Below are 22247 nucleotides of genomic sequence, written 5' to 3'. Positions count from 1 at the left end.
GGCACACCTGTAGGAGCTATCGGTAAGTTGTGGCAGAACTTGATAGCGGGTGCCTGAATCGGTCTTTTCCGGTAGCATTCCCCAGAGTTTGACCCGCCTGGAAGCCCCCCAATGTCCGACCGCCTGACCCTGCTGCGTCCCGACGACTGGCATATTCATCTTCGCGATGGTGCTGTGTTGACCCATACCGTCGCCGATGTCGCGCGCACCTTCGGGCGCGCAATCATCATGCCTAACCTGGTTCCGCCCGTGCGCAACGCCGCCGAAGCCGATGGCTATCGCCAGCGGATCCTCGCCGCGCGCCCGGCTGGCAGCCGCTTCGAACCGCTGATGGTGCTTTACCTCACCGACCGCACCCAGCCCGAAGAGATTCGCGACGCCAAGGCCAGCGGTTTTGTCCATGCTGCCAAGCTGTACCCCGCCGGCGCGACCACCAACTCCGATTCCGGTGTCACCAGCATCGACAAGATTTTCCCGGCGCTGGAGGCCATGGCCGAAGTCGGCATGCCGTTGTTGATCCATGGTGAAGTCACCCGGGGCGACGTCGACGTGTTCGACCGCGAGAAGATCTTCATCGACGAGCACATGCGCCGCGTCGTGGAACGTTTCCCGACCCTCAAGGTGGTGTTCGAACACATCACCACCGGCGATGCCGTGCAGTTCGTCAACGAGGCCCCGGCCAACGTCGGCGCGACCATCACCGCCCATCACCTGCTGTACAACCGCAACCACATGCTGGTGGGCGGGATCCGGCCGCACTTCTATTGCCTGCCGATCCTCAAGCGCAATACCCATCAGGAAGCCTTGCTGGACGCCGCAACCAGCGGTAGCGCCAAGTTTTTCCTCGGCACCGACTCGGCGCCCCACGCCCAGCACGCCAAGGAAGCGGCCTGCGGTTGCGCCGGCTGCTACACCGCCTATGCCGCCATCGAGATGTACGCCGAGGCGTTCGAGCAGCGCGACGCGCTGGACAAGCTCGAAGGCTTCGCCAGCCTGCACGGCCCGAGTTTCTATGGCCTGCCGGTGAACACCGATCGTATTACCCTGGTCCGTGACGAATGGACCGCCCCCGTCAGCCTGCCCTTCGGCGAGCAGACCGTCATCCCGCTGCGCGCCGGTGAAAAACTGCGCTGGCGCCTGCTGGAGGAAAACGCGTGAGTGAAGATCATTTCGACGACGAACTGGACGGCAACGGTGGTTCGGGCGGTGCCCGTCACCCCATGGCCGCGCGGTTCCGTGGCTACCTGCCGGTGGTCGTCGATGTAGAAACCGGTGGTTTCAATTCCGCCACCGACGCCTTGCTGGAAATCGCCGCGACCACCATCGGCATGGACGAAAAAGGCTTTGTGTTCCCTGACCACACCTATTTCTTCCGGGTCGAACCGTTCGAAGGCGCCAACGTCGAAGCCGCAGCCCTGGAATTCACCGGGATCAAGCTCGATCACCCGTTGCGCATGGCGGTCAGCGAAGAAACGGCCCTGACCGACATCTTCCGTGGCGTGCGCAAGGCGCTCAAGGCCAACGGTTGCAAGCGGGCGATCCTGGTTGGACACAACAGCAGCTTCGACCTGGGCTTCCTCAACGCCGCCGTCGCGCGCCTGGACATGAAGCGCAACCCGTTCCACCCGTTCTCCAGCTTCGACACCGCGACCCTGGCTGGCCTGGCGTATGGCCAGACCGTCCTGGCCAAGGCGTGCCAGGCGGCCGACATCGATTTCGATGGCCGTGAAGCCCACTCGGCCCGCTACGACACCGAGAAGACCGCCGAGCTGTTCTGCGGCATCGTCAACCGGTGGAAAGAGATGGGCGGCTGGCAGGATTTCGACGACTAAAGAGCAGAGCCATTGTGGCGGCGCCACTCTGTGGGAGCAAAGCTTGCTCGCGACACAGGCGACTGTTTTTTTGGAAGACCGCATCGCCGCCATCGCGGGCAAGCCTTGCTCCCACAGATAAATCCCCTCGCCACAGGGTGCTGTGTTTCAGCAGATGATCTGCTTGAAACACCCATAAAAAAACCGGCCCATCGAGGGCCGGTTTTTTTTATGCCTGGGTGCGCTTACAGCTTGTCGCCGTTCTCGCTCAGGTAAGCAGCCACGCCTTCAGGCGATGCGTTCATGCCCTTGTCGCCTTTTTTCCAGTTGGCCGGGCAGACTTCGCCGTGCTCTTCGTGGAATTGCAGCGCGTCGACCAGACGGATCAGCTCTTCCATGTTACGGCCCAGCGGCAGGTCGTTGATGATCTGCGAACGGACAACGCCCTTGTCGTCGATCAGGAACGCGCCACGGAAGGCCACGCCGCCTTCGGACTCAACGTCATAGGCCTTGGCGATTTCGTGCTTCATGTCGGCAGCCATGGTGTATTTCACCTGACCGATACCGCCATTGTTGATCGGGGTGTTGCGCCAGGCGTTGTGAGTGAAGTGCGAGTCGATCGAAACAGCAACCACTTCAACGTTGCGCGCCTTGAAATCATCCATGCGGTGATCCAGTGCGATCAGCTCGGACGGGCAGACGAAGGTGAAGTCCAGCGGATAGAAGAACACCAGGCCGTATTTGCCTTTGATGGCCGAGGACAGGGTGAAGCTGTCGACGATTTCGCCGTTGCCGAGGACGGCTGGAACGGTAAAGTCTGGGGCTTGTTTGCCTACGAGTACGCTCATTGGATATCTCCTGATGTAATAGCGTGAAAACAAGGTCCGGGCCAGCCTGCCACCCTCAGGCGACAGCCCTGTGACACGAACCCGCTTGCAAGGGCCGACCATCATACACCGCGGATTTGGGCTGTCTTCAACCGTTTTTCGGTGGTATCGAAAATTCCCCGCCCCGCTACGTTCCACCTTCGTTATCTGGAAAGAAACCGTTCGTCAGCCTGGCATCGCTCTGGCGCAAGACGTTGAGAAACCACTTTGACAATCATTCTCGTTAACATTAAGATCCGTCTCAATTGAGTCACAACCAGCGACGGTTCTCACTTATGTATGTATGCCTCTGCACTGGCGTCACCGACGGACAAATCCGCGAAGCGATCTATGAAGGTTGCTGCAGCTATCGCGAAGTCCGCCAGGCCACCGGCGTAGCCAGCCAATGCGGCAAATGTGCCTGCCTGGCCAAGGAAGTGGTGCGTGAAACCCTCGCCAAAGTGCAAACGGCACAGGCCTCGATCCCCTACCCGGTAGAATTTACGGCCGCGTAAAGACAGCTTTTCAAGGAACCGGACTCAATGTCCGGTTTTTTTATGCCTGTAAATCAAATGCTTAGCTTACAGACGCGGAACACAAACATTCTTATTCCGATTAATTTTCATTTATTATTCAATAACTTAGGTTTGACACCGATAAATACGCGGCTCAAACTCCGCCCTATACACAGCTATTACAGGGCAGGCCTCATCATGAAAGGCGACATTACAGTCATCCAGCATCTCAACAAGATCCTTGCCAATGAGCTGGTCGCGATCAACCAATACTTCCTGCATGCGCGCATGTACGAGGATTGGGGCCTGAACAAGCTGGGCAAGCACGAGTACCACGAGTCCATCGACGAGATGAAACACGCGGACAAGCTGATCAAGCGCATCCTGTTTCTCGAAGGCCTGCCGAACGTCCAGGACCTGGGCAAGCTGCACATCGGCGAACACACCAAGGAAATGCTTGAGTGCGACCTGCGCATCGAGCGCACCGGCCACGCCGACCTGAAGGCCGCCATCGCCCATTGCGAAAGCGTTGGCGACTTCGGCAGCCGTGAACTGCTGGAAGACATCCTCGAATCCGAGGAAGAGCACATCGACTGGCTGGAAACCCAACTGGGCCTGATCGACAAAGTTGGTCTTGAGAACTACCTGCAATCGCAGATGGGTGAAGAGTAACCTTCCCCGTAAGCAAGCCACTAAAAAGCCCCGCCCTCTTTCGAGAGGCGGGGCTTTTTATTACCTGTTTTCCCCAGGCCCTACCCAAAACCACTGTGGGAGCGAGCTTGCTCGCGATAGCGGTGGTTCAGGTAAAAAACTGCTGACTGACACACCGCGATCGCGAGCAAGCTCGCTCCCACAAGGTTTCGTGTTCACCACAACCTATGGGGTGAACAGACTTCCATGAATCAGGCTTCAGTCTTGTTCGCCGCAGCTTTTTCTACCGCTTCCTTGATCGTGGCCTGCAGAGAGCCGTCAGCGGCCATCTCGGTCATGATGTCGCTACCGCCGATCAGCTCGCCGCCCACCCACAGTTGCGGGAAGGTTGGCCAGTTGGCGTACTTGGGCAGGTTGGCGCGGATTTCCGGGTTCTGCAGGATGTCCACGTAGGCAAACTTCTCGCCACACGCCATCACAGCCTGAGCGGCCTTGGCCGAGAAGCCGCACTGTGGTGCGTTCGGCGAGCCTTTCATGTAAAGCAGGATGGTGTTGTTGGCAATCTGGTCTTTAATCGTTTCGATGATATCCACGGAGCACCTCGGCTTAAACTTTGCGACGTCAGTTGTCGACACGGTGGCGCATTGTAACGGAAAGCAGAACGTGCTGCTCAGAGACAATTTTACGCAGCCGCCACCTTCACCGGTACACCGTTGAGCGCCGCGTTGCCGGACAACTCGTCGAGCTGGCGATCATCGGTCAGGTCATTGGCGCTGGAGCCTGGCTGTCCGCTGGCAATGGTCATCTGCACGCCCGGCCGGGCATGACCCCAGCCGTGGGGCAAGCTGACCACGCCTTTCATCATGTCCAGGCTGCCCAGCACCTCGACTTCGATGGCCCCCACTCGCGAACTGACCGTCACCCGCTGCCCGTCGGCAAGACCGCGAGAGGCGAGGTCGTCCGGGTGCATCAGCAATTGATGACGCGGCTTGCCCTTCACCAGCCGATGGAAGTTATGCATCCAGGAGTTATTGCTGCGCACATGGCGGCGGCCAATCATCAGCAGCTCATCCGGTTCTGGCGCCTGCAACGCGGCAAAACGCGCCAGGTCGGCGAGAATCACCGCCGGCGCGGCCTGTACCCGCTGGTTTTCGGTTTTCAGGCGCGGAGCCAGGTTGGGCTTGAGTGCGCCGAGGTCGACGCCATGGGGATGGTCGAACAAGGTCGCCAGGGACAGCTTGTGCGGCGAGGCGTCGCCATACGCCCCGTTGCGCAGACCAAAGTCGATCATCTGCGCCGGCGGCATGGTCGGCTTGAGTTCCTTACCGGTCCGGGCAGCAAAGGCCTTGGCCAGGCCGACGAAAATTTCCCAATCGTGCAGCGCCCCCTCAGGCTTGGGCAGGATCGCCCGGTTGAAGCGGGTCACGTTGCGCACCGCGAACAGGTTGAACGTGGTGTCGTAGTGATCGTTTTCCAGGGCCGAGGTCGAGGGCAGGATCAGGTCGGCGTAACGGGTGGTTTCGTTGATGTACAAATCGACACTGACCATGAACTCCAACCCATCCAGGGCTTGCTCCAACTGCCGCCCGTTGGGTGTCGACAGCACCGGGTTGCCGGCCACGGTGACCAGCGCACGAATCTGGCCTTCGCCCTCGGTCAGCATCTCCTCGGCCAGGGCCGACACCGGCAGCTCCCCTGCGTACTCGGGACGCCCGGACACCCGGCTCTGCCAGCGATTGAAATGCCCGCCCGAGGTGGTGGCTACCAGATCCACCGCCGGCTCGGTGCACAAAGCACCGCCCACTCGATCAAGATTGCCGGTCACCAGGTTGATCACCTGGATCAGCCAGTGGCAGAGCGTGCCGAACGCCTGGGTCGACACCCCCATGCGCCCGTAGCACACCGCTGACGGCGCGGCGGCGAAGTCTCGGGCCAATTGCCGGATCTGCGCTGCCGGCACCGCACAGAGCGGGCTCATCGCTTGCGCCGTGAAAGAAGCTACGGCCGCGCGCACCTCGTCCAGGCCGTCCACCGGCAGATGGCTGTCACGGGTCAGGCCCTCGCTGAACAGGGTGTTGAGCAAGCCAAACAGCAGCGCGGCATCGCCACCCGGGCGTACAAAGACATGCTGGTCGGCAATGGCCGCCGTTTCGCTGCGGCGCGGATCGACCACCACCACTTTGCCGCCCCGGGCCTGGATCGCCTTGAGGCGCTTCTCCACATCTGGCACGGTCATGATGCTGCCGTTGGAGACCAATGGGTTGCCACCCAGGATCAGCATGAAGTCGGTGTGGTCGATATCCGGAATCGGCAGGAGCAAACCGTGGCCGTACATCAGGTGGCTGGTCAGGTGATGGGGCAGTTGGTCCACCGAGGTCGCCGAGAAACGGCTGCGGGTCTTCAACAGGCCCAGGAAATAATTGCTGTGGGTCATCAGCCCATAGTTATGCACGCTGGGGTTGCCCTGGTAGACCGCCACCGCGTTCTGGCCGTGGCGCGCCTGGATATCCGCCAGGCGCTCGGCCACCAACGCAAAGGCATCGTCCCAGGCGATGGGGTGCCATTCGTTGCCAATGCGCTGCATGGGGTGGCGCAGGCGATCTGGATCGTTCTGGATATCTTGCAGGGCCACCGCTTTGGGGCAGATGTGACCGCGACTGAAGGTGTCCAGCGCATCGCCCTTGATCGAGGTGATCGCCAGGCCCTGGCCGTCGGTTTCGGTGGTTTCGAGGGTCAAGCCACAGATGGCTTCACACAGATGGCACGCACGGTGGTGGAGAGTCTTGGTCATGGCCAGTCTCTGTTTTATTCGTGGCGGGCACTTTCGGCCGCGGGAACAAAACTATGGCGCGTGATTCCCGGCAGCGCCAGCGACGTTCGTCCTGTGAATCGCCGGGCATCAGGCCCACCGATGACATGCCGTCAAGGCTGGTCGATAGGCGGTGCCAGCAGTTGGATTTCCTCGACGGTTTCCACCTGCTCCTGGGTAATGGGGACACCGGTCAGCTCGCCAATCAATCGCCAATGCTCGTCCAGGCCGCTGCTGATCGTGGCCATGCGATCGATCATCCGGCGGCCGGCGGCCTTGGTCACTTCGTCATCGCTGCGCAGCAATTCGAATGACATGGACGTCACCGAAGCTGTCAGATGCGTCAGCGAGCGTGCGGTCAGCCCCAGCAATTCCATCAATTGTTGCTCTTTCGAATCCATTTCGGGCTCCTGTGCCGCTGAGGCTCATTTATAACCCAGGCCTTTGCATTAGGAAATGTTTCACAGTCGCCAGCAGACAGGCGCAAAGATCGGCTGACACGGGATAAACCGACCCTCCGCCACTGCGCGCCCGCTGCGCTTGATTGCCAAGCTGAGCAACGCCAGTGTACAAATGGGCTGCTGCTGTCAGGAAACCGGCCTCAAATGCGCCATCGCATTCGCGTGATGGCTTCGCTGAAATCCCCAAAAACCGTAGCCCTATTGGTAAGACGCGACATTTAATTATAAGATCGCGCCTTCCCCTATTTCGTCGCCCCGTGCGGCTTTTGCCGCAGGTCTCGCCCGTTTTTTCATTAAACAAGGCTTTGAGCATCTGCGGTCAGTTACAAAAGGTAGTCAATCATGAGCGCAAGGCACTTTCTCTCCCTGATGGATTTCACGCCCGATGAGTTGCTCGGCGTGATCCGTCGAGGCGTGGAGCTCAAGGACCTGCGTAACCGCGGCGTACTGTTCGAGCCCTTGAAAAACCGCGTGTTGGGGATGATCTTCGAGAAGTCATCGACCCGCACGCGCATCTCTTTCGAAGCCGGCATGATCCAGCTGGGCGGCCAGGCGATCTTCCTGTCGCCCCGCGACACCCAACTGGGCCGTGGCGAACCCATCAGCGATTGCGCCATCGTTATGTCGAGCATGCTGGACGCGATGATGATCCGTACCTTTGCCCACAGCACCCTGACCGAGTTCGCGGCTCATTCCCGCGTACCGGTGATCAACGGCCTGTCCGACGACCTGCACCCCTGCCAGTTGCTGGCCGACATGCAGACCTTCCTCGAGCACCGTGGCTCGATCCAAGGCAAGACCGTGGCCTGGATCGGCGATGGCAACAACATGTGCAACAGCTATATAGAAGCGGCGATGCAGTTCGACTTCCAGTTGCGCATTGCCTGCCCCGAAGGTTTTGACCCCAATGCCGAGTTGCTGGCCAAGGCCGGAGACCGGGTGTCCATCGTCCGTGACCCGAAACAGGCCGTGGCCGGTGCGCACCTGGTGAGCACCGACGTCTGGACCTCCATGGGCCAGGAAGAAGAAACCGCCAGGCGCCTCAAGTTGTTCGCGCCACTGCAGGTCAACCGGGCCCTGCTCGACCTGGCGGATGCCGAGGTGCTGTTCATGCACTGCCTGCCGGCCCACCGTGGCGAGGAGATCAGCATGGACCTGCTGGATGACCCGCGTTCGGTAGCCTGGGACCAGGCCGAGAATCGCCTGCATGCGCAAAAGGCCTTGCTCGAATTCCTGGTCGAGCCGGCGTATCACCACGCATGAGCCACGCCCTGCTGCTGAACTTGCACAACCTGGCCTGCGGTTATCAGGATCAACGGGTCGTGCAGAACCTGAACCTGCACCTCAATGCCGGTGATATCGGTTGCCTGCTCGGTTCGTCCGGGTGCGGCAAGACCACGACCTTGCGCGCCATTGCCGGCTTCGAACCGGTGCACGAGGGTGAGATCCAACTGGCCGGGGAAACCATCTCCCGCGCCGGTTTCACCCTCGCCCCGGAAAAACGCCGCATCGGCATGGTGTTCCAGGACTACGCCCTGTTCCCCCACCTGAGCGTGGCCCAGAACATTGCCTTTGGCATTCGCAAACATCCGAACAAGGACCGCGTCGTCGAAGAATTGCTGGAACTGGTCAACCTGAAACACCTGGGCAAGCGTTTTCCCCATGAACTGTCCGGCGGCCAACAGCAGCGCGTGGCCCTGGCCCGTGCATTGGCGCCGGAGCCGCAGTTGCTGTTGCTCGATGAGCCATTTTCCAACCTCGATGGAGAGCTGCGCCGCAAGCTCAGCCATGAAGTGCGGGACATCCTCAAGGCCCGCGGCACCAGCGCGATCCTGGTCACCCACGATCAGGAAGAAGCCTTCGCCGTGAGTGACCATGTCGGCGTATTCAGGGAAGGTCGCCTGGAACAGTGGGACACGCCCTACAACCTGTATCACGAACCGCTGACGCCATTCGTCGCCAGTTTCGTTGGTCAGGGTTACTTCATTCGCGGCCAGCTCGATAGCCCGGAATCGGTACAGACCGAGCTGGGCATCCTGCGTGGCAACCGGGCCTACACCTGGCCCATCGGCGGTGCGGTGGACGTGCTGCTGCGACCAGACGATATCGTCTACGCACCGGACAGCCCGCTCACCGCCAGCATCGTTGGCAAGACTTTCCTGGGTGCTTCAACCTTGTATCGCCTGCAACTGCCCACCGGCGCGCAACTGGAATCGATCTTCCCCAGCCATGCCGACCATCAGGTCGGGGACAGTGTCGGCATCCGCGTGGCAGCTGAACACCTGGTGTTGTTCCAGGCCTCAGGCAGCACCGCGGCGCACCTCCCGCCGGTGGACAGCGGCGTGCGGCGTTACAGCACCGCCAGCTGATAACACGATCCACTGTGGGAGCGGGCTTGCTCGCGAAGAGGGCAGCACATTCAACTCAATGTGGCTGACACACCGCCTTCGCGAGCAAGCCCGCTCCCACAAAAGGTCAGTGTGCCCCCAGCATCAACGTCCCACTGGCCACCAACGTCGCATTCCCGCCAATCTTCACCCGCTCCCCCTCCAACCGGCAAAACAACGCCCCGCCCCTGGCCGAGCATTGATAAGCCGTCAGTCCGTGCTTGCCCAGGCGCTTGGACCAATAGGGAATCAGGCTGCAATGGGTCGAGCCGGTCACCGGGTCTTCGTTGATGCCGATCGCCGGGGCAAAATAGCGCGAGACAAAATCATGCTTGCTCCCCGGCGCGGTGACGATAGCGCCGGGCCAGGGCAGTTTCGCCAAGGCCGCCATGTCCGGCTTGCAATCGAGCACTGCCTGCTCCGACTCCAGCACCACGAACAGTTCGTTGGAACTCAGCACATCCACCGCTTCGACGCCCAAGGCACTCTGCACTGCCAGGGAGGCGCCCAACTCGGCCGGCACGACGGCCGGAAAATCCAGCCACAGCCGATCACCTTCACGTGTCACGCTCAACGAACCGGACCGGCAGATGAAATCCAGGCGCTCGACGGTTTCGTGATAGACCTCGAACAGCACATAAGCGCTGGCCAGTGTGGCGTGTCCACACAGCGGCACTTCGGTGGTGGGGGTGAACCAGCGGATATGCCAATGCTGGCCTTCACGTACCAGGAACGCGGTTTCAGCCAGGTTATGTTCGGCGGCGATCTTCTGCATCAAGTCGTCGGCCAGCCAGCCGTCGAGCCGATAGACCATCGCCGGGTTACCGCCGAACGGCCGGTCACTGAACGCATCGACCTGATGAAACGCAAGCTGCATGGCACTTCTCCTTTTTTTGATGCGCCAGCATGCAGTGCAGCGGCACGGCTTATCCAGTGACAGATCAGCAGAATTTTCACCCTACAGCGCCGGATAAAAACACTGACCAGGCCTTATGCCCCTGTGGCGAGGGAGCTTGCTCCCGCTTGGCTGCGCGCAGCCACCCTGCTATCAAGCCCGCCCGATATCAGCAAACACCGCTCCGGTGTGCTCCTTCAATACCGAAGGCGCCAACTCGACTTCCAACCCGCGCCTTCCTGCACTGACGAACAGGGTGGCGAGTGGCTGTGCGGAGCTGTCGATAAAAGTGCGCAGGCGCTTCTTCTGCCCCAGCGGGCTGATACCGCCGAGCAAATAACCGGTCGAACGCTGCGCGGCGGCCGGGTCGGCCATCTCGACTTTCTTCACACCGGCGGCATGGGCCAGGCCTTTCAAATCCAGGCTCCCGGCCACAGGCACTACCGCCACCAACAACTCACCTTTTTCACTGGCCGCCAACAGTGTCTTGAACACCTGCGCCGGATCCAGCCCGAGCTTTTCCGCCGCCTCCAAGCCATAGGACGCAGCCTTGGGATCGTGTTCATAACTGTGGATGCGATGTTCGGCGCGCACTTTCTTAAGCAGATCCAACGCGGGTGTCATGACCGCTCCTGACAAGGAAATCAAAAAGAGTGAGCGGATTCTAAGCCATCGCCTGTGAAAAGGCTTCGGGACTGCGCTGCCAGCACCGGTGACGCGCCGGCAACGGGAGAGTCATTCACACTGCGAATAGTTGAAATGTGACCAGTGGTTCACTTTCGACCTTTGACACCAGCGTTTCTTGTCTATATTTTTTCGAAACTGAAAGTCACATTGCATGTCTCAAGCTGCAACCCGAGATCAGGATGGGGATCCTGCCTCGGTGGAGGTCGCGCAATCGAGCTGTATCGAGCGCGCTGCAAAAAAACAAAAACCGAGGTTTGAATGACAATTGCTTTACAACAGCCGTCCCTGTCCAGCCAATGCCTGGCCGAGTTCCTGGGAACGGGCCTGCTGATCTTTTTCGGCACCGGCTGCGTTGCGGCGCTCAAGGTCGCGGGTGCGAGTTTCGGCTTGTGGGAAATCAGCCTCATCTGGGGCGTCGGCGTCAGCATGGCAATCTACCTGAGCGCAGGCGTTTCCGGAGCCCACCTCAACCCCGCCGTCAGCATCGCCCTGTGCCTGTTCACTGACTTCGAAAAGCGCAAACTGCCTTTCTACATCATTTCCCAAGTGACCGGCGCCTTCTGCGGCGCTCTCCTGGTCTATACGCTGTACAGCAATCTATTCTTCGATTTCGAACAGTCCCGGCACATGATTCGCGGCACCGAAGCGAGCCTCGAATTGGCCTCGGTGTTCTCCACCTACCCGCACGCGGCACTGTCCACTGGCCAGGCCTTCCTCGTGGAAGCGATCATCACCGCCATCCTGATGGGCGTGATCATGTCCCTGACCGATGACAACAATGGCTTGCCCCGTGGCCCACTGGCGCCTTTGCTGATCGGCCTGCTGATTGCCGTGATCGGCAGCTCCATGGGGCCGCTGACGGGCTTTGCGATGAACCCGGCGCGGGACTTCGGTCCTAAACTGATGACTTTCTTCGCAGGCTGGGGTGAAATTTCCCTCACGGGTGGACGCGACATCCCGTACTTCCTGGTTCCGATTTTTGCCCCTATCGTGGGTGCATGCCTCGGTGCTGCGGCTTATCGTGGGTTGATTGCCCGCCACCTGCCCAGCGCCATAACTGCTACAAAGGATGCAAAACCGGCCATTGATGGCAAGCCCAGAACGTCCTGAAACAGTCGGCGCAGGCTCCTGCCATTGCGGCCTGCGCCGTGGCTTCTTTCCTTATTTACGTCTCCCTTTATGAAAGACCCGAGGCAATCGACATGACCGATATCCAGAACAAGAACTACATCATTGCCCTCGACCAGGGTACGACCAGCTCGCGGGCAATCATCTTCGACCGTGATGCCAACGTGGTCTGCACCGCCCAACGCGAATTCGCCCAGCATTACCCGCAGGCCGGCTGGGTCGAACACGACCCGATGGAAATCTTCGCCACCCAGAGCGCGGTCATGGTCGAAGCCCTGGCCCAGGCCGGCCTGCACCACGACCAGGTCGCCGCCATCGGCATCACCAACCAGCGGGAAACCACCGTGGTCTGGGACAAGACCACCGGCCGGCCGATCTACAACGCCATCGTTTGGCAGTGCCGGCGCAGTACCGAGATCTGCCAACAGCTCAAGCGCGACGGCCACGAGCACTACATCAGCCAGACCACCGGCCTGGTCACCGACCCGTACTTCTCCGGCACCAAGCTCAAGTGGATCCTGGACAACGTCGAAGGCAGCCGCGAGCGTGCGCGCAACGGTGAGTTGCTGTTCGGCACGGTCGATAGCTGGCTGATCTGGAAATTCACCGGCGGCAAGGTCCACGTCACCGACTACACCAACGCCTCGCGCACCATGCTCTTCAACATCCACTCCCTGGAATGGGACGCCAAGATGCTCGAGATCCTCGACATCCCCCGCGAAATGCTCCCCGAAGTGAAATCGTCCTCGCAAATCTATGGCCGCACCAAGAGCGGCATCGCCATCGGTGGCATCGCCGGCGACCAGCAGGCCGCCCTGTTCGGCCAGATGTGCGTGGAGCCGGGCCAGGCGAAAAACACCTACGGCACCGGCTGCTTCCTGTTGATGAACACCGGTAAAAAGGCCGTCAAATCCAATCACGGCATGCTCACCACCATCGCCTGCGGCCCCCGTGGCGAAGTGGCCTATGCCCTGGAAGGCGCCGTCTTCAATGGCGGCTCCACGGTCCAATGGCTACGCGATGAACTGAAGATCATCAACGACGCCCTGGATACCGAATACTTTGCCAACAAGGTCAAGGACAGCAACGGCGTGTACCTGGTGCCCGCCTTCACCGGCCTGGGCGCGCCGTATTGGGACCCCTATGCCCGCGGCGCGCTGTTCGGCCTGACCCGTGGCGTACGGGTCGATCACATTATTCGCGCAGCCCTGGAGTCGATTGCCTACCAGACCCGCGACGTCCTCGACGCCATGCAACAGGATTCGGGTGAACGCCTCAGGGCCCTGCGCGTCGACGGTGGCGCGGTGGCAAACAACTTCCTGATGCAGTTCCAGGCCGACATTCTCGGCACCCAGGTCGAGCGACCGAAAATGCGTGAAACCACGGCCCTGGGTGCGGCGTACCTGGCCGGCCTGGCGTGCGGCTTCTGGGGCAGCCTGGAGGAACTGCGCGGCAAAGCGGTGATCGAGCGCGAATTCGAACCGCAACTGGACGAGGCAGCGAAAGAAAAACTCTATGCCGGCTGGCAGAAAGCGGTCAGCCGCACCCGCGATTGGGAGCCCCACGAAGACGCTGAATAAAGCCGGATAAGGTTCTGTAACTGGTCGGGAGTGGATTCCTGCGGCATCATGGGCAAATTTTGTATGGCAGCCCAAAGGAAGCCCCATGAATCTGCCTCCCCGCCAGCAGCAAATCCTCGAACTGGTCCGCGAACGCGGCTATGTCAGCATCGAGGAAATGGCGCAGTTATTCGTCGTCACCCCGCAAACCATCCGCCGCGACATCAATCAACTGGCGGAAGTGAACCTGCTGCGCCGCTATCACGGCGGCGCCGCCTACGATTCAAGCGTGGAAAACACCGCCTACGCCATGCGCGCCGACCAGATGCGCGACGAGAAGCAACGCATCGCCGAAGCCATCGCCGCCCAGATCCCCGATCACGCCTCGCTGTTCATCAACATCGGCACCACCACCGAATCCATCGCCCGGGCGCTGCTCAATCACAACCATCTGAAGGTCATCACCAACAACCTGCATGTGGCGTCGATCCTCAGTGCCAAGGACGACTTCGAAGTCCTGATCGCCGGCGGCAACGTACGACGTGACGGCGGCGTAGTGGGTCAGGCCAGCGTCGACTTCATCAACCAGTTCAAGGTCGACTTCGCCCTGGTGGGCATCAGCGGGATCGATGAAGACGGTAGTCTGCTGGACTTCGACTACCAGGAAGTGCGGGTTTCCCAGGCGATCATCGCCAACGCCCGACAAGTGCTGTTGGCGGCGGACTCCAGTAAATTCGGGCGCAACGCCATGGTCCGCCTGGGGCCTATCAGCCTGATCGACTGCCTGGTGACCGATCAGCAACCGGTGCCGGCCTTGGCGCAATTGCTGAGCCAGCACAAGATTCGGCTGGAGGTGGTTTAACGCCTCCTCCAATACCCTGTGGCAAGACTGGCTGTGGGAGCAAGGCTTGCCCGCGATGAAGACGACGCGGTTTCTACAAAGTACGAAGCACCTGTTTCGCGAGCAAGCTTTGCTCCCACAAATTCCCTCGCCACAACTGCTCCCCCGTCGACTTCAACCTCTCTTCGTGTTCGAAAATTTTCCTTTTTGCTTCCTTTGATCAGTATTTTCAATCGAAGCCGACTGGCTGTTGCGTTGTTTATGGGCTAGTATTTTCGCAAATGAACATTTATGTTCGAATTCAAATATACGAAAAAAGCCCGAGGCCAGCCGATGCCCACTTCTACCTTGCCTACGCCCCCTCTCGCCGAGATCTATGACGTCGCCGTCATTGGTGGCGGTATCAATGGCGTGGGGATTGCCGCGGACGCTGCCGGTCGCGGTCTTTCGGTGTTCCTTTGCGAAAAGGACGACCTGGCCAGCCATACCTCGTCGGCCAGCAGCAAGCTGATCCATGGCGGCCTGCGTTACCTTGAACATTATGAATTCCGCCTGGTGCGTGAAGCCCTGGCCGAACGCGAGGTGCTGCTGACCAAGGCCCCGCACATCGTCAAGCAAATGCGCTTCGTGTTGCCCCACCGCCCGCACCTGCGCCCGGCCTGGATGATTCGCGCTGGCCTGTTCCTCTACGATCACCTGGGCAAACGTGAACAGCTCGCCGGCTCGAAAAGCTTGAAGTTCGGTGCCGACAGCGCATTGAAAAGCGAGATCACCAAAGGTTTCGAATATTCCGACTGCTGGGTCGACGACGCGCGGCTGGTGGTGCTCAACGCCATGGCTGCCCGGGAAAAAGGCGCGCATGTCCACACTCGCACCCGTTGCGTGAATGCTCGTCGCAGCAAAGGCCTGTGGCACTTGCACCTGGAACGTGCCGACGGCAGCCTGTTTTCGATCCGCGCCAAGGCGCTGGTCAACGCCGCCGGCCCGTGGGTCGCCAAGTTCATTCGCGATGACCTGAAGCTGGAGTCGCCCTACGGCATCCGCCTGATCCAGGGCAGCCACCTGATCGTGCCGAAACTCTACGAAGGCGAGCATGCGCACATTCTGCAAAACGAAGATCAGCGCATCGTGTTCACCATTCCGTACCTGAACCAGTTCACCCTGATCGGTACGACGGATCGCGAATACACCGGCGATCCGGCCAAGGTAGCGATTACCGAAGGTGAAACCGATTATCTGCTGAAGGTGGTCAACGCCCACTTCAAGAAGCAGATCAGCCGCGACGATATCCTGCACAGCTATTCCGGTGTCCGTCCGCTGTGCAACGACGAATCCGACAACCCATCGGCCGTGACCCGGGACTACACCCTGGCGCTGTCGGGCGGCGGCGAAGAAGCCCCGTTGCTGTCGGTGTTCGGCGGCAAGCTGACCACTTATCGCAAACTGGCAGAATCGGCCATGGCGCAACTGGCTCCCTACTTCACGCAGATGCGCGGAAGCTGGACCGCCATAGAAGCCCTCCCCGGCGGCGAAAACATGACCACCCCGCAAGCGCTGTGCTCGGCGTTACGTGACAAGTTCGACTGGCTGCCGACCGACATCGCCCGGCGCTGGGCCACCACCTATGGCAGCCGGACCTGGCGCATGCTCGAAGGCGTGCATGACCTGGGCGACCTGGGCGAACACCTCGGCGCCGGCCTCTACACCCGCGAAGTCGATTATCTGTGCAGCGACGAATGGGCCGTCGACGCCCAGGACATCCTCTGGCGCCGCAGCAAGCTGGGTTTGTTCACCACCGCGGCCGAACAGGAGAAGCTGCAACAGTACCTGGATAAGGTCGAGCACAACCGTCGCAAGATCGAAGCGGCCTGACTGATATCCCGCAAAACCCAAAGCCCCTGAATCCCGCGATTCAGGGGCTTTTTGCTATCTGGAATCCGCCACAGGCCCTGTGGGAGCGGGCTTGCTCGCGAAGGCGGCGGCACATTCAACATCGTCGGCTCAGGTAGACCGCTTTCGCGAGCAAGCCCGCTCCCACAGGAATGAGTGGGGCTCAAGCCATTCGGTTTTCCGAACACGACCCGCCAGTCAATTCGGCTAACCGGATAAAGCCCTCCGCATAAAACCTGAAACAAAACATTAATTACCAGTTAAAACAACAAGTTAACCAAGATGCCCTGGCCTGGCACGAGTCATGCTCTACACTCCTCGAGACGAATGCCTGCACGCCAACACACCAGGAGCTGCCAGGCATTTCGAAGTACTCAGGGCCGACGAACCGGCCGAAATAAAAAAAACAATGTCGAGGAAACATCGATGCGTATCGTTCCCCATCTCCTGGGCGCAGCCATTGCTGCCGCTCTGATCAGCACTCCGGTTTTCGCAGCCGAACTGACCGGCACACTGAAAAAGATCAAAGAGTCCGGCGTCATTACGCTTGGGCATCGCGACGCTTCCATTCCGTTCTCCTACATCGCGGACGCTTCCGGCAAGCCGGTCGGCTACTCCCACGACATCCAACTGAAAGTCGTCGAAGCGATCAAGAAGGACCTGGACCTGCCGAACCTGCAGGTCAAGTACAACCTGGTCACCTCGCAAACCCGTATCCCGCTGGTGCAGAACGGTACCGTGGACCTGGAGTGCGGCTCCACCACCAACAACGTCGAGCGTCAGCAGCAAGTTGACTTCTCCGTGGGCATCTTCGAGATCGGCACCCGCCTGCTGTCCAAGAAAGACTCCAAGTACAAGGATTTCGACGACCTCAAGGGCAAGAACGTCGTGACCACCGCCGGCACCACGTCCGAGCGCCTGCTCAAGTCCATGAACGCCGACAAGCAAATGGGCATGAACGTTATCTCCGCCAAGGACCATGGCGAATCCTTCCAGATGCTCGAAGGCGGCCGTGCCGTCGCGTTCATGATGGACGACGCCCTGCTGGCCGGCGAAGCCGCCAAGGCCAAGAAAGCCGACGACTGGGCCGTCACCGGTACGCCACAGTCCTACGAAATCTACGGCTGCATGATGCGCAAGGGCGACGAGCCGTTCAAAAAGGCTGTGGATGACGCCATCAAGGCCACCTACGCTTCGGGCGAGATCAACAAGATCTACGAAAAATGGTTCATGCAGCCAATCCCGCCAAAAGGCCTGAACCTGAACTTCCCGATGAGCGAAGAACTCAAGGCACTGATCGCCAAGCCGACCGATAAAGCGGCTGACGACAAGAAATCCTGATTTCTGACTAACCTTATCTCCTGAAGGGGCCCGGCCCTTTCAGGGGATGGTCACTCCCTGCTGGCAAATCTGGAAACACTCGAACCGGTGGCTGTCGAGCCGAACGCGTGTGCCTGGCCTCCAAGCCGGGCGGGAACGGAGTTTCCCCAGGCGGGCATTTGTATATCGAACGATCTGAGGGGAGACCCTAATGAATTACAACTGGGACTGGGGCGTGTTCTTCAAGTCCACCGGCGTGGGCAGCGAGACCTATCTCGACTGGTACGTGGCCGGCCTGGGCTGGACCATTGCTATCGCCGTCGTGGCCTGGATCATCGCCCTGCTGCTGGGCTCGGTGCTTGGCGTGATGCGCACCGTGCCGAACCGGCTGGTGTCGGGTATCGCCACCTGCTATGTGGAGCTTTTCCGTAACGTGCCGCTGCTGGTTCAGCTGTTCATCTGGTACTTCCTGGTGCCGGACCTGCTGCCCGCCGATCTGCAGGACTGGTACAAGCAGGACCTGAACCCGACCACCTCGGCCTACCTGAGCGTCGTGGTGTGCCTGGGCCTGTTCACCGCCGCCCGGGTCTGCGAACAAGTGCGCACCGGCATCCAGGCGCTACCGCGCGGCCAGGAGTCCGCCGCCCGTGCCATGGGCTTCAAGCTGCCGCAGATCTACTGGAACGTGCTGCTGCCCCAGGCCTACCGGATCATCATTCCGCCGCTTACCTCGGAATTCCTCAACGTCTTCAAGAACTCCTCCGTGGCCTCGCTGATCGGCCTGATGGAACTGCTCGCGCAGACCAAACAGACCGCGGAGTTCTCCGCCAACCTGTTCGAAGCCTTCACCCTGGCGACGCTGATCTACTTCACCCTGAACATGAGCCTGATGCTGCTCATGCGCATGGTCGAGAAGAAAGTCGCGGTGCCCGGCCTGATCTCCGTGGGGGGTAAATAATGGAATTCGACTTCACTGGCATCGTCCCCGCCATTCCCGGCTTGTGGAACGGCATGGTGATGACCCTCAAGCTGATGGCCCTGGGCGTCGTCGGCGGGATCATCCTGGGGACCATCCTGGCGCTGATGCGCCTGTCCCACAACAAGCTGGTCTCCAACATCGCTGGCGCCTACGTCAACTATTTTCGCTCGATCCCGCTGCTGCTGGTCATCACCTGGTTCTACCTGGCGGTGCCGTTCGTGCTGCGCTGGATCACCGGCGAGGACACGCCGATCGGTGCGTTCGGTTCCTGCGTCGTGGCGTTCATGATGTTCGAGGCGGCGTATTTCTGCGAAATCGTGCGGGCCGGCGTGCAGTCTATCTCCAAAGGCCAGATGGGCGCGGCACAGGCGCTGGGCATGAACTATGGCCAGACCATGCGCCTGATCATCCTGCCCCAGGCGTTTCGCAAGATGACCCCGCTGCTGCTGCAACAGAGCATCATCCTGTTTCAGGACACCTCGCTGGTCTACACGGTTGGCCTGGTGGACTTCCTCAATGCTTCGCGGGCCAGTGGCGACATCATCGGCCGCTCCAATGAGTTCCTGATCATCGCAGGTCTCGTGTACTTCACAATCAGCTTTGCCGCCTCGCTGCTGGTCAAGCGTCTGCAAAAAAGGTTCGCCGTATGATCTCTATCAAGAACATCAACAAGTGGTATGGGGACTTCCAGGTACTGACCAATTGCAGCACCGAGGTCAGCAAGGGTGAAGTTGTGGTGGTGTGCGGGCCATCGGGCTCGGGCAAATCCACGCTGATCAAGTGCGTGAACGCCCTGGAGCCGTTCCAGAAAGGCGACATCGTGGTCGATGGCACCTCCATCGCCGACCCGAAGACCAACCTGCCGAAACTGCGTTCGCGCGTGGGCATGGTGTTCCAGCATTTCGAACTGTTTCCGCACCTGACCATCACCGAGAACCTGACTATCGCGCAGATCAAGGTGCTGGGCCGCAGCAAGGAAGAAGCCACCAAGAAGGGCCTGCAACTGCTTGAGCGCGTTGGCCTTTCTGCCCACGCCCACAAGCACCCGGGCCAGCTCTCCGGCGGCCAGCAGCAACGCGTGGCGATTGCCCGTGCCCTGGCGATGGACCCGGTGGTGATGTTGTTCGACGAACCGACCTCGGCCCTTGACCCGGAAATGGTCAACGAAGTGCTCGATGTGATGGTGCAACTGGCCCACGAAGGCATGACCATGATGTGCGTGACCCACGAAATGGGCTTCGCCCGCAAAGTGGCGAACCGGGTGATCTTCATGGACCAGGGCCAGATCATCGAAGACTGCAAGAAAGAAGAGTTCTTCGGCGACATCAGCGCCCGCTCCGAACGTGCGCAGCATTTCCTTGAGAAAATCCTGCAGCACTAAAAACACAGCTCCCCACTGTGGGAGCGAGCTTGCTCGCGATAGCGGACTGCCAGTCACCTTATTGTCGACTGATCAGCAGTCATCGCGAGCAAACCCGCTCCCACAAGGGAGATGTGTTGGCTTGTCGATTTGTGTTGTGGTTGACCCAAGGCTTCTGTGATGAAATGCGACCCCACCCTCTATCGCGCAGCGCCGCCATCACTCGCCGTGAAACCCCGCCTGATCCGCCATCTGTTCCTGCCGCCACTGGTCATTGCGCTGATGATCGGTCTGGGTTACCTCGGCTTCTGGATCAGCGAGCACTATGGCGTACGTGGCCTCGCCGAGAATGGCGAACGCCAGTTGGAACTGCACGCCCGTGCGGTCGAGAGCGAGATCAGCAAGTACACCTACCTGCCCAGCCTGCTGGAGCTTGAATCAAGCGTCTCGCAACTGCTCGACGACCCGACGCCCGAGCATCGCAAGACCGTCAACGAATACCTTGAAGGCCTGAACCGCCGCAGTCGCAGCCGGGCCATCTACGTCATGGACACCACTGGCCGGGTCATGGCCACCAGCAACTGGCGCGATGTCGACAGTTATCTGGGCGAAGACCTGTCCTTTCGCGCCTATTTCCAGAACGCCGTACGCGGCCAGCCGGGACGCTTCTACGGCATCGGCAGCACCAATGGCGAACCCGGCTACTACCTGGCCCATGGCTTGGAGCAACAAGGCAAGATCATCGGCGTGGCCGTGGTCAAGGTGCGCCTCGAAGCCATGGAGGAGCGCTGGCAGCGAGCGCGGCTGGAGGCGTTCGTCAGTGATGAGAACGGCATCATCATCCTGTCCAGCGATCCAGCGCGACGGCTCAAGTCGGTGCGCCCGCTGAGCGATGAGACCAAGGAACGCCTGGCCCGCAGCCTGCAATATTATTGGTTCCCGCTCAATGAACTGGTGCCCCTGGCCCGGGAACGCCTGGCCGAAGGCATGGAGAAGCTGACCTTCCCGGCGAACAGCGAGCTGGTGTCCGACGAGCGCGCCATCAGCTACTTGTCGCAAACCCGGCCCTTGAGCGATACCCCGTGGAACTTCACCCTGCTGACGCCCCTTGAAGACCTGCGTCGCCAGGCGATCAACCAAGGCATCCTGGTGGCCGTGGCCTTCGCCCTGGTGGCGTTCCTGCTGATCGCCTGGAACGAACGGCGCAAGGTCATCGCCACCCGCCTTGCGGCCCGGGAAGCCTTGCAGGAAGCCAACAACCAGCTCGAGCGTCGGATTACCGAACGCACCACCGACCTGCGCGCCAGCAACGAACGACTCAAGGGCCAGATCCGCGAGCGGCGCCAGGCCGAAGAGACCTTGCGCCGGGCCCAGGACGAACTGGTCCAGGCCGGAAAACTGGCGGCCATCGGCCAGATGTCCACCAGCATCGCCCATGAACTCAACCAGCCGCTGGCGGCGCTGCGCACCTTGTCCGGCAATACCGTGCGCTTCCTGGAGCGCGGCCAGTTGGACATCGCCAGCACCAACCTCAAGACCATCAACGAATTGATCGACCGCATGGGCCGGATCACCGCCAGCCTGCGCGCCTTCGCCCGGCGCGGCGATGACCAGGGCCGGGCAAGCCTGGGCAAGGCCGTCGAGGCTGCGTTGCAACTGCTGGGTGGGCGCCTGGAAAACCTGGACATCCAGATCCACAGCAGTTTCGATGACGTCCAATTGCAAATTGACCAGACCCGCCTGGAACAGATCCTGGTGAACCTGATCGGCAATGCCCTGGACGCGATGCAGACGCAACCCGAGCCGAAACTGTGGCTCGACGGCCAGGCCGCCGACGGCAAATATCGCCTGCGGGTGCGGGACAATGGTCACGGCATCGATCCTGAAGCCCGCAAGCATTTGTTCGAACCGTTCTTCACCACCAAACCTGGCGAACAGGGGCTGGGCCTGGGCCTGACGCTCTCGGCGAGCCTGGCCGCCGCCGCGGGTGGGCATTTGGGTGTCGAGTACCCGCTTGAGCGTGGCACTACGTTTGTCCTCAATCTACCGTTGGTCAGCCTTTCACCTGCCGAGCCGCTATGAACCACG

The 22247-nt window shown here is 60.5% G+C and carries 21 protein-coding genes; 15 read left to right on the top strand and 6 right to left on the bottom strand.

Annotation, left to right across the window (positions count from 1 at the left end; translation table 11 throughout):
• Window positions 1-111 precede the first annotated feature (111 nt).
• Both pyrC and rnt read left to right on the top strand, forming a co-directional pair.
• The gene (pyrC, locus tag AB4N80_RS12060; protein WP_122569347.1) at window positions 112-1158 is read left to right on the top strand and encodes a dihydroorotase; all 1047 of its coding nucleotides are present in this window, start codon (window positions 112-114) and stop codon (window positions 1156-1158) included.
• The gene (rnt, locus tag AB4N80_RS12055) at window positions 1155-1832 is read left to right on the top strand and encodes a ribonuclease T (RefSeq protein ID WP_003204947.1); all 678 of its coding nucleotides are present in this window, start codon (window positions 1155-1157) and stop codon (window positions 1830-1832) included. Before pyrC ends, rnt begins: the two co-directional genes overlap by 4 nt.
• A gap of 224 nt (window positions 1833-2056) precedes the next feature.
• On the opposite strand, the gene AB4N80_RS12050 is transcribed toward rnt, so the two are convergent.
• Window positions 2057-2659 carry a peroxiredoxin gene (locus AB4N80_RS12050; RefSeq protein WP_122569349.1) on the bottom strand — a complete coding sequence of 201 codons (603 nt, stop codon included), beginning with the start codon at window positions 2657-2659 and terminating at the stop codon, window positions 2057-2059.
• A gap of 314 nt (window positions 2660-2973) precedes the next feature.
• On the opposite strand from AB4N80_RS12050, the gene AB4N80_RS12045 reads away from it, so the two are divergent.
• Both AB4N80_RS12045 and bfr read left to right on the top strand, forming a co-directional pair.
• Window positions 2974-3192 carry a bacterioferritin-associated ferredoxin gene (locus AB4N80_RS12045; protein ID WP_003178704.1) on the top strand — a complete coding sequence of 73 codons (219 nt, stop codon included), beginning with the start codon at window positions 2974-2976 and terminating at the stop codon, window positions 3190-3192.
• A 198-nt stretch (window positions 3193-3390) separates the two neighbouring features.
• A complete protein-coding gene (gene bfr, locus AB4N80_RS12040) occupies window positions 3391-3864 on the top strand; it encodes a bacterioferritin (RefSeq protein ID WP_122569350.1) in 474 nt (157 codons plus the stop codon).
• Between the two features lie 230 nt (window positions 3865-4094).
• On the opposite strand, the gene grxD is transcribed toward bfr, so the two are convergent.
• The 3 genes from grxD to AB4N80_RS12025 form a co-directional block, all read right to left on the bottom strand.
• Entirely contained in the window at window positions 4095-4436 is a 342-nt protein-coding gene (grxD, locus tag AB4N80_RS12035) for a Grx4 family monothiol glutaredoxin (protein WP_003204956.1), read from the bottom strand.
• An 89-nt stretch (window positions 4437-4525) separates the two neighbouring features.
• Window positions 4526-6634, bottom strand: a complete 2109-nt coding sequence (locus tag AB4N80_RS12030) for a molybdopterin oxidoreductase family protein (RefSeq protein ID WP_460082148.1) — start codon at window positions 6632-6634, stop codon at window positions 4526-4528.
• A gap of 131 nt (window positions 6635-6765) precedes the next feature.
• Entirely contained in the window at window positions 6766-7053 is a 288-nt protein-coding gene (locus AB4N80_RS12025) for a hypothetical protein (protein ID WP_122569352.1), read from the bottom strand.
• A 402-nt stretch (window positions 7054-7455) separates the two neighbouring features.
• Between AB4N80_RS12025 and argF the strand changes: the two genes are divergently transcribed.
• Both argF and AB4N80_RS12015 read left to right on the top strand, forming a co-directional pair.
• Window positions 7456-8376: an ornithine carbamoyltransferase gene (gene argF / locus AB4N80_RS12020; protein ID WP_122569353.1), complete on the top strand. Its 921-nt coding sequence runs from the start codon at window positions 7456-7458 to the stop codon at window positions 8374-8376.
• Window positions 8373-9482 carry an ABC transporter ATP-binding protein gene (locus tag AB4N80_RS12015; protein WP_122569354.1) on the top strand — a complete coding sequence of 370 codons (1110 nt, stop codon included), beginning with the start codon at window positions 8373-8375 and terminating at the stop codon, window positions 9480-9482. The genes argF and AB4N80_RS12015 overlap by 4 nt, the downstream gene beginning before the upstream one ends.
• A gap of 106 nt (window positions 9483-9588) precedes the next feature.
• Here the strand turns inward: AB4N80_RS12015 and AB4N80_RS12010 are convergent, their stop codons facing one another.
• Window positions 9589-10377 (bottom strand): PhzF family phenazine biosynthesis protein, encoded by a 789-nt coding sequence (locus AB4N80_RS12010; RefSeq protein ID WP_122569355.1) that lies wholly within the window; start codon window positions 10375-10377, stop codon window positions 9589-9591.
• A gap of 171 nt (window positions 10378-10548) precedes the next feature.
• Window positions 10549-11019 carry a Cys-tRNA(Pro) deacylase gene (ybaK, locus tag AB4N80_RS12005; RefSeq protein ID WP_122569356.1) on the bottom strand — a complete coding sequence of 157 codons (471 nt, stop codon included), beginning with the start codon at window positions 11017-11019 and terminating at the stop codon, window positions 10549-10551.
• A gap of 321 nt (window positions 11020-11340) precedes the next feature.
• On the opposite strand from ybaK, the gene AB4N80_RS12000 reads away from it, so the two are divergent.
• The 9 genes from AB4N80_RS12000 (at window position 11341) to aauS (ending at window position 22241) form a co-directional block, all read left to right on the top strand.
• The gene (locus AB4N80_RS12000) at window positions 11341-12192 is read left to right on the top strand and encodes an MIP/aquaporin family protein (RefSeq protein ID WP_122569357.1); all 852 of its coding nucleotides are present in this window, start codon (window positions 11341-11343) and stop codon (window positions 12190-12192) included.
• Window positions 12193-12284: 92 nt separating this feature from the next.
• Window positions 12285-13790 (top strand): glycerol kinase GlpK, encoded by a 1506-nt coding sequence (gene glpK, locus AB4N80_RS11995; protein WP_122569358.1) that lies wholly within the window; start codon window positions 12285-12287, stop codon window positions 13788-13790.
• Between the two features lie 85 nt (window positions 13791-13875).
• Complete coding sequence (locus AB4N80_RS11990) at window positions 13876-14631, top strand: DeoR/GlpR family transcriptional regulator (RefSeq protein WP_003204973.1); 756 nt, start codon at window positions 13876-13878, stop codon at window positions 14629-14631.
• Between the two features lie 312 nt (window positions 14632-14943).
• Entirely contained in the window at window positions 14944-16482 is a 1539-nt protein-coding gene (gene glpD, locus AB4N80_RS11985; protein WP_354336349.1) for a glycerol-3-phosphate dehydrogenase, read from the top strand.
• A gap of 444 nt (window positions 16483-16926) precedes the next feature.
• Window positions 16927-17841 carry a glutamate/aspartate ABC transporter substrate-binding protein gene (locus AB4N80_RS11980; RefSeq protein WP_122569360.1) on the top strand — a complete coding sequence of 305 codons (915 nt, stop codon included), beginning with the start codon at window positions 16927-16929 and terminating at the stop codon, window positions 17839-17841.
• 190 nt (window positions 17842-18031) lie between these two features.
• Window positions 18032-18778 carry an amino acid ABC transporter permease gene (locus tag AB4N80_RS11975; RefSeq protein WP_122569361.1) on the top strand — a complete coding sequence of 249 codons (747 nt, stop codon included), beginning with the start codon at window positions 18032-18034 and terminating at the stop codon, window positions 18776-18778.
• Window positions 18778-19449, top strand: a complete 672-nt coding sequence (locus tag AB4N80_RS11970) for an amino acid ABC transporter permease (protein ID WP_122569362.1) — start codon at window positions 18778-18780, stop codon at window positions 19447-19449. Before AB4N80_RS11975 ends, AB4N80_RS11970 begins: the two co-directional genes overlap by 1 nt.
• Window positions 19446-20180, top strand: a complete 735-nt coding sequence (locus AB4N80_RS11965) for an amino acid ABC transporter ATP-binding protein (protein ID WP_003204983.1) — start codon at window positions 19446-19448, stop codon at window positions 20178-20180. The genes AB4N80_RS11970 and AB4N80_RS11965 overlap by 4 nt, the downstream gene beginning before the upstream one ends.
• 159 nt (window positions 20181-20339) lie before the next feature.
• Window positions 20340-22241 carry a two-component sensor histidine kinase AauS gene (aauS, locus tag AB4N80_RS11960; RefSeq protein ID WP_122569363.1) on the top strand — a complete coding sequence of 634 codons (1902 nt, stop codon included), beginning with the start codon at window positions 20340-20342 and terminating at the stop codon, window positions 22239-22241.
• The last annotated feature ends 6 nt before the right edge of the window (window positions 22242-22247 follow it).

Source organism: Pseudomonas sp. H3_A02, assembly GCF_054671965.1.
Note: the sequence above shows the minus strand (reverse complement) of the source record. Positions and strands in the feature narration are given on the sequence as shown.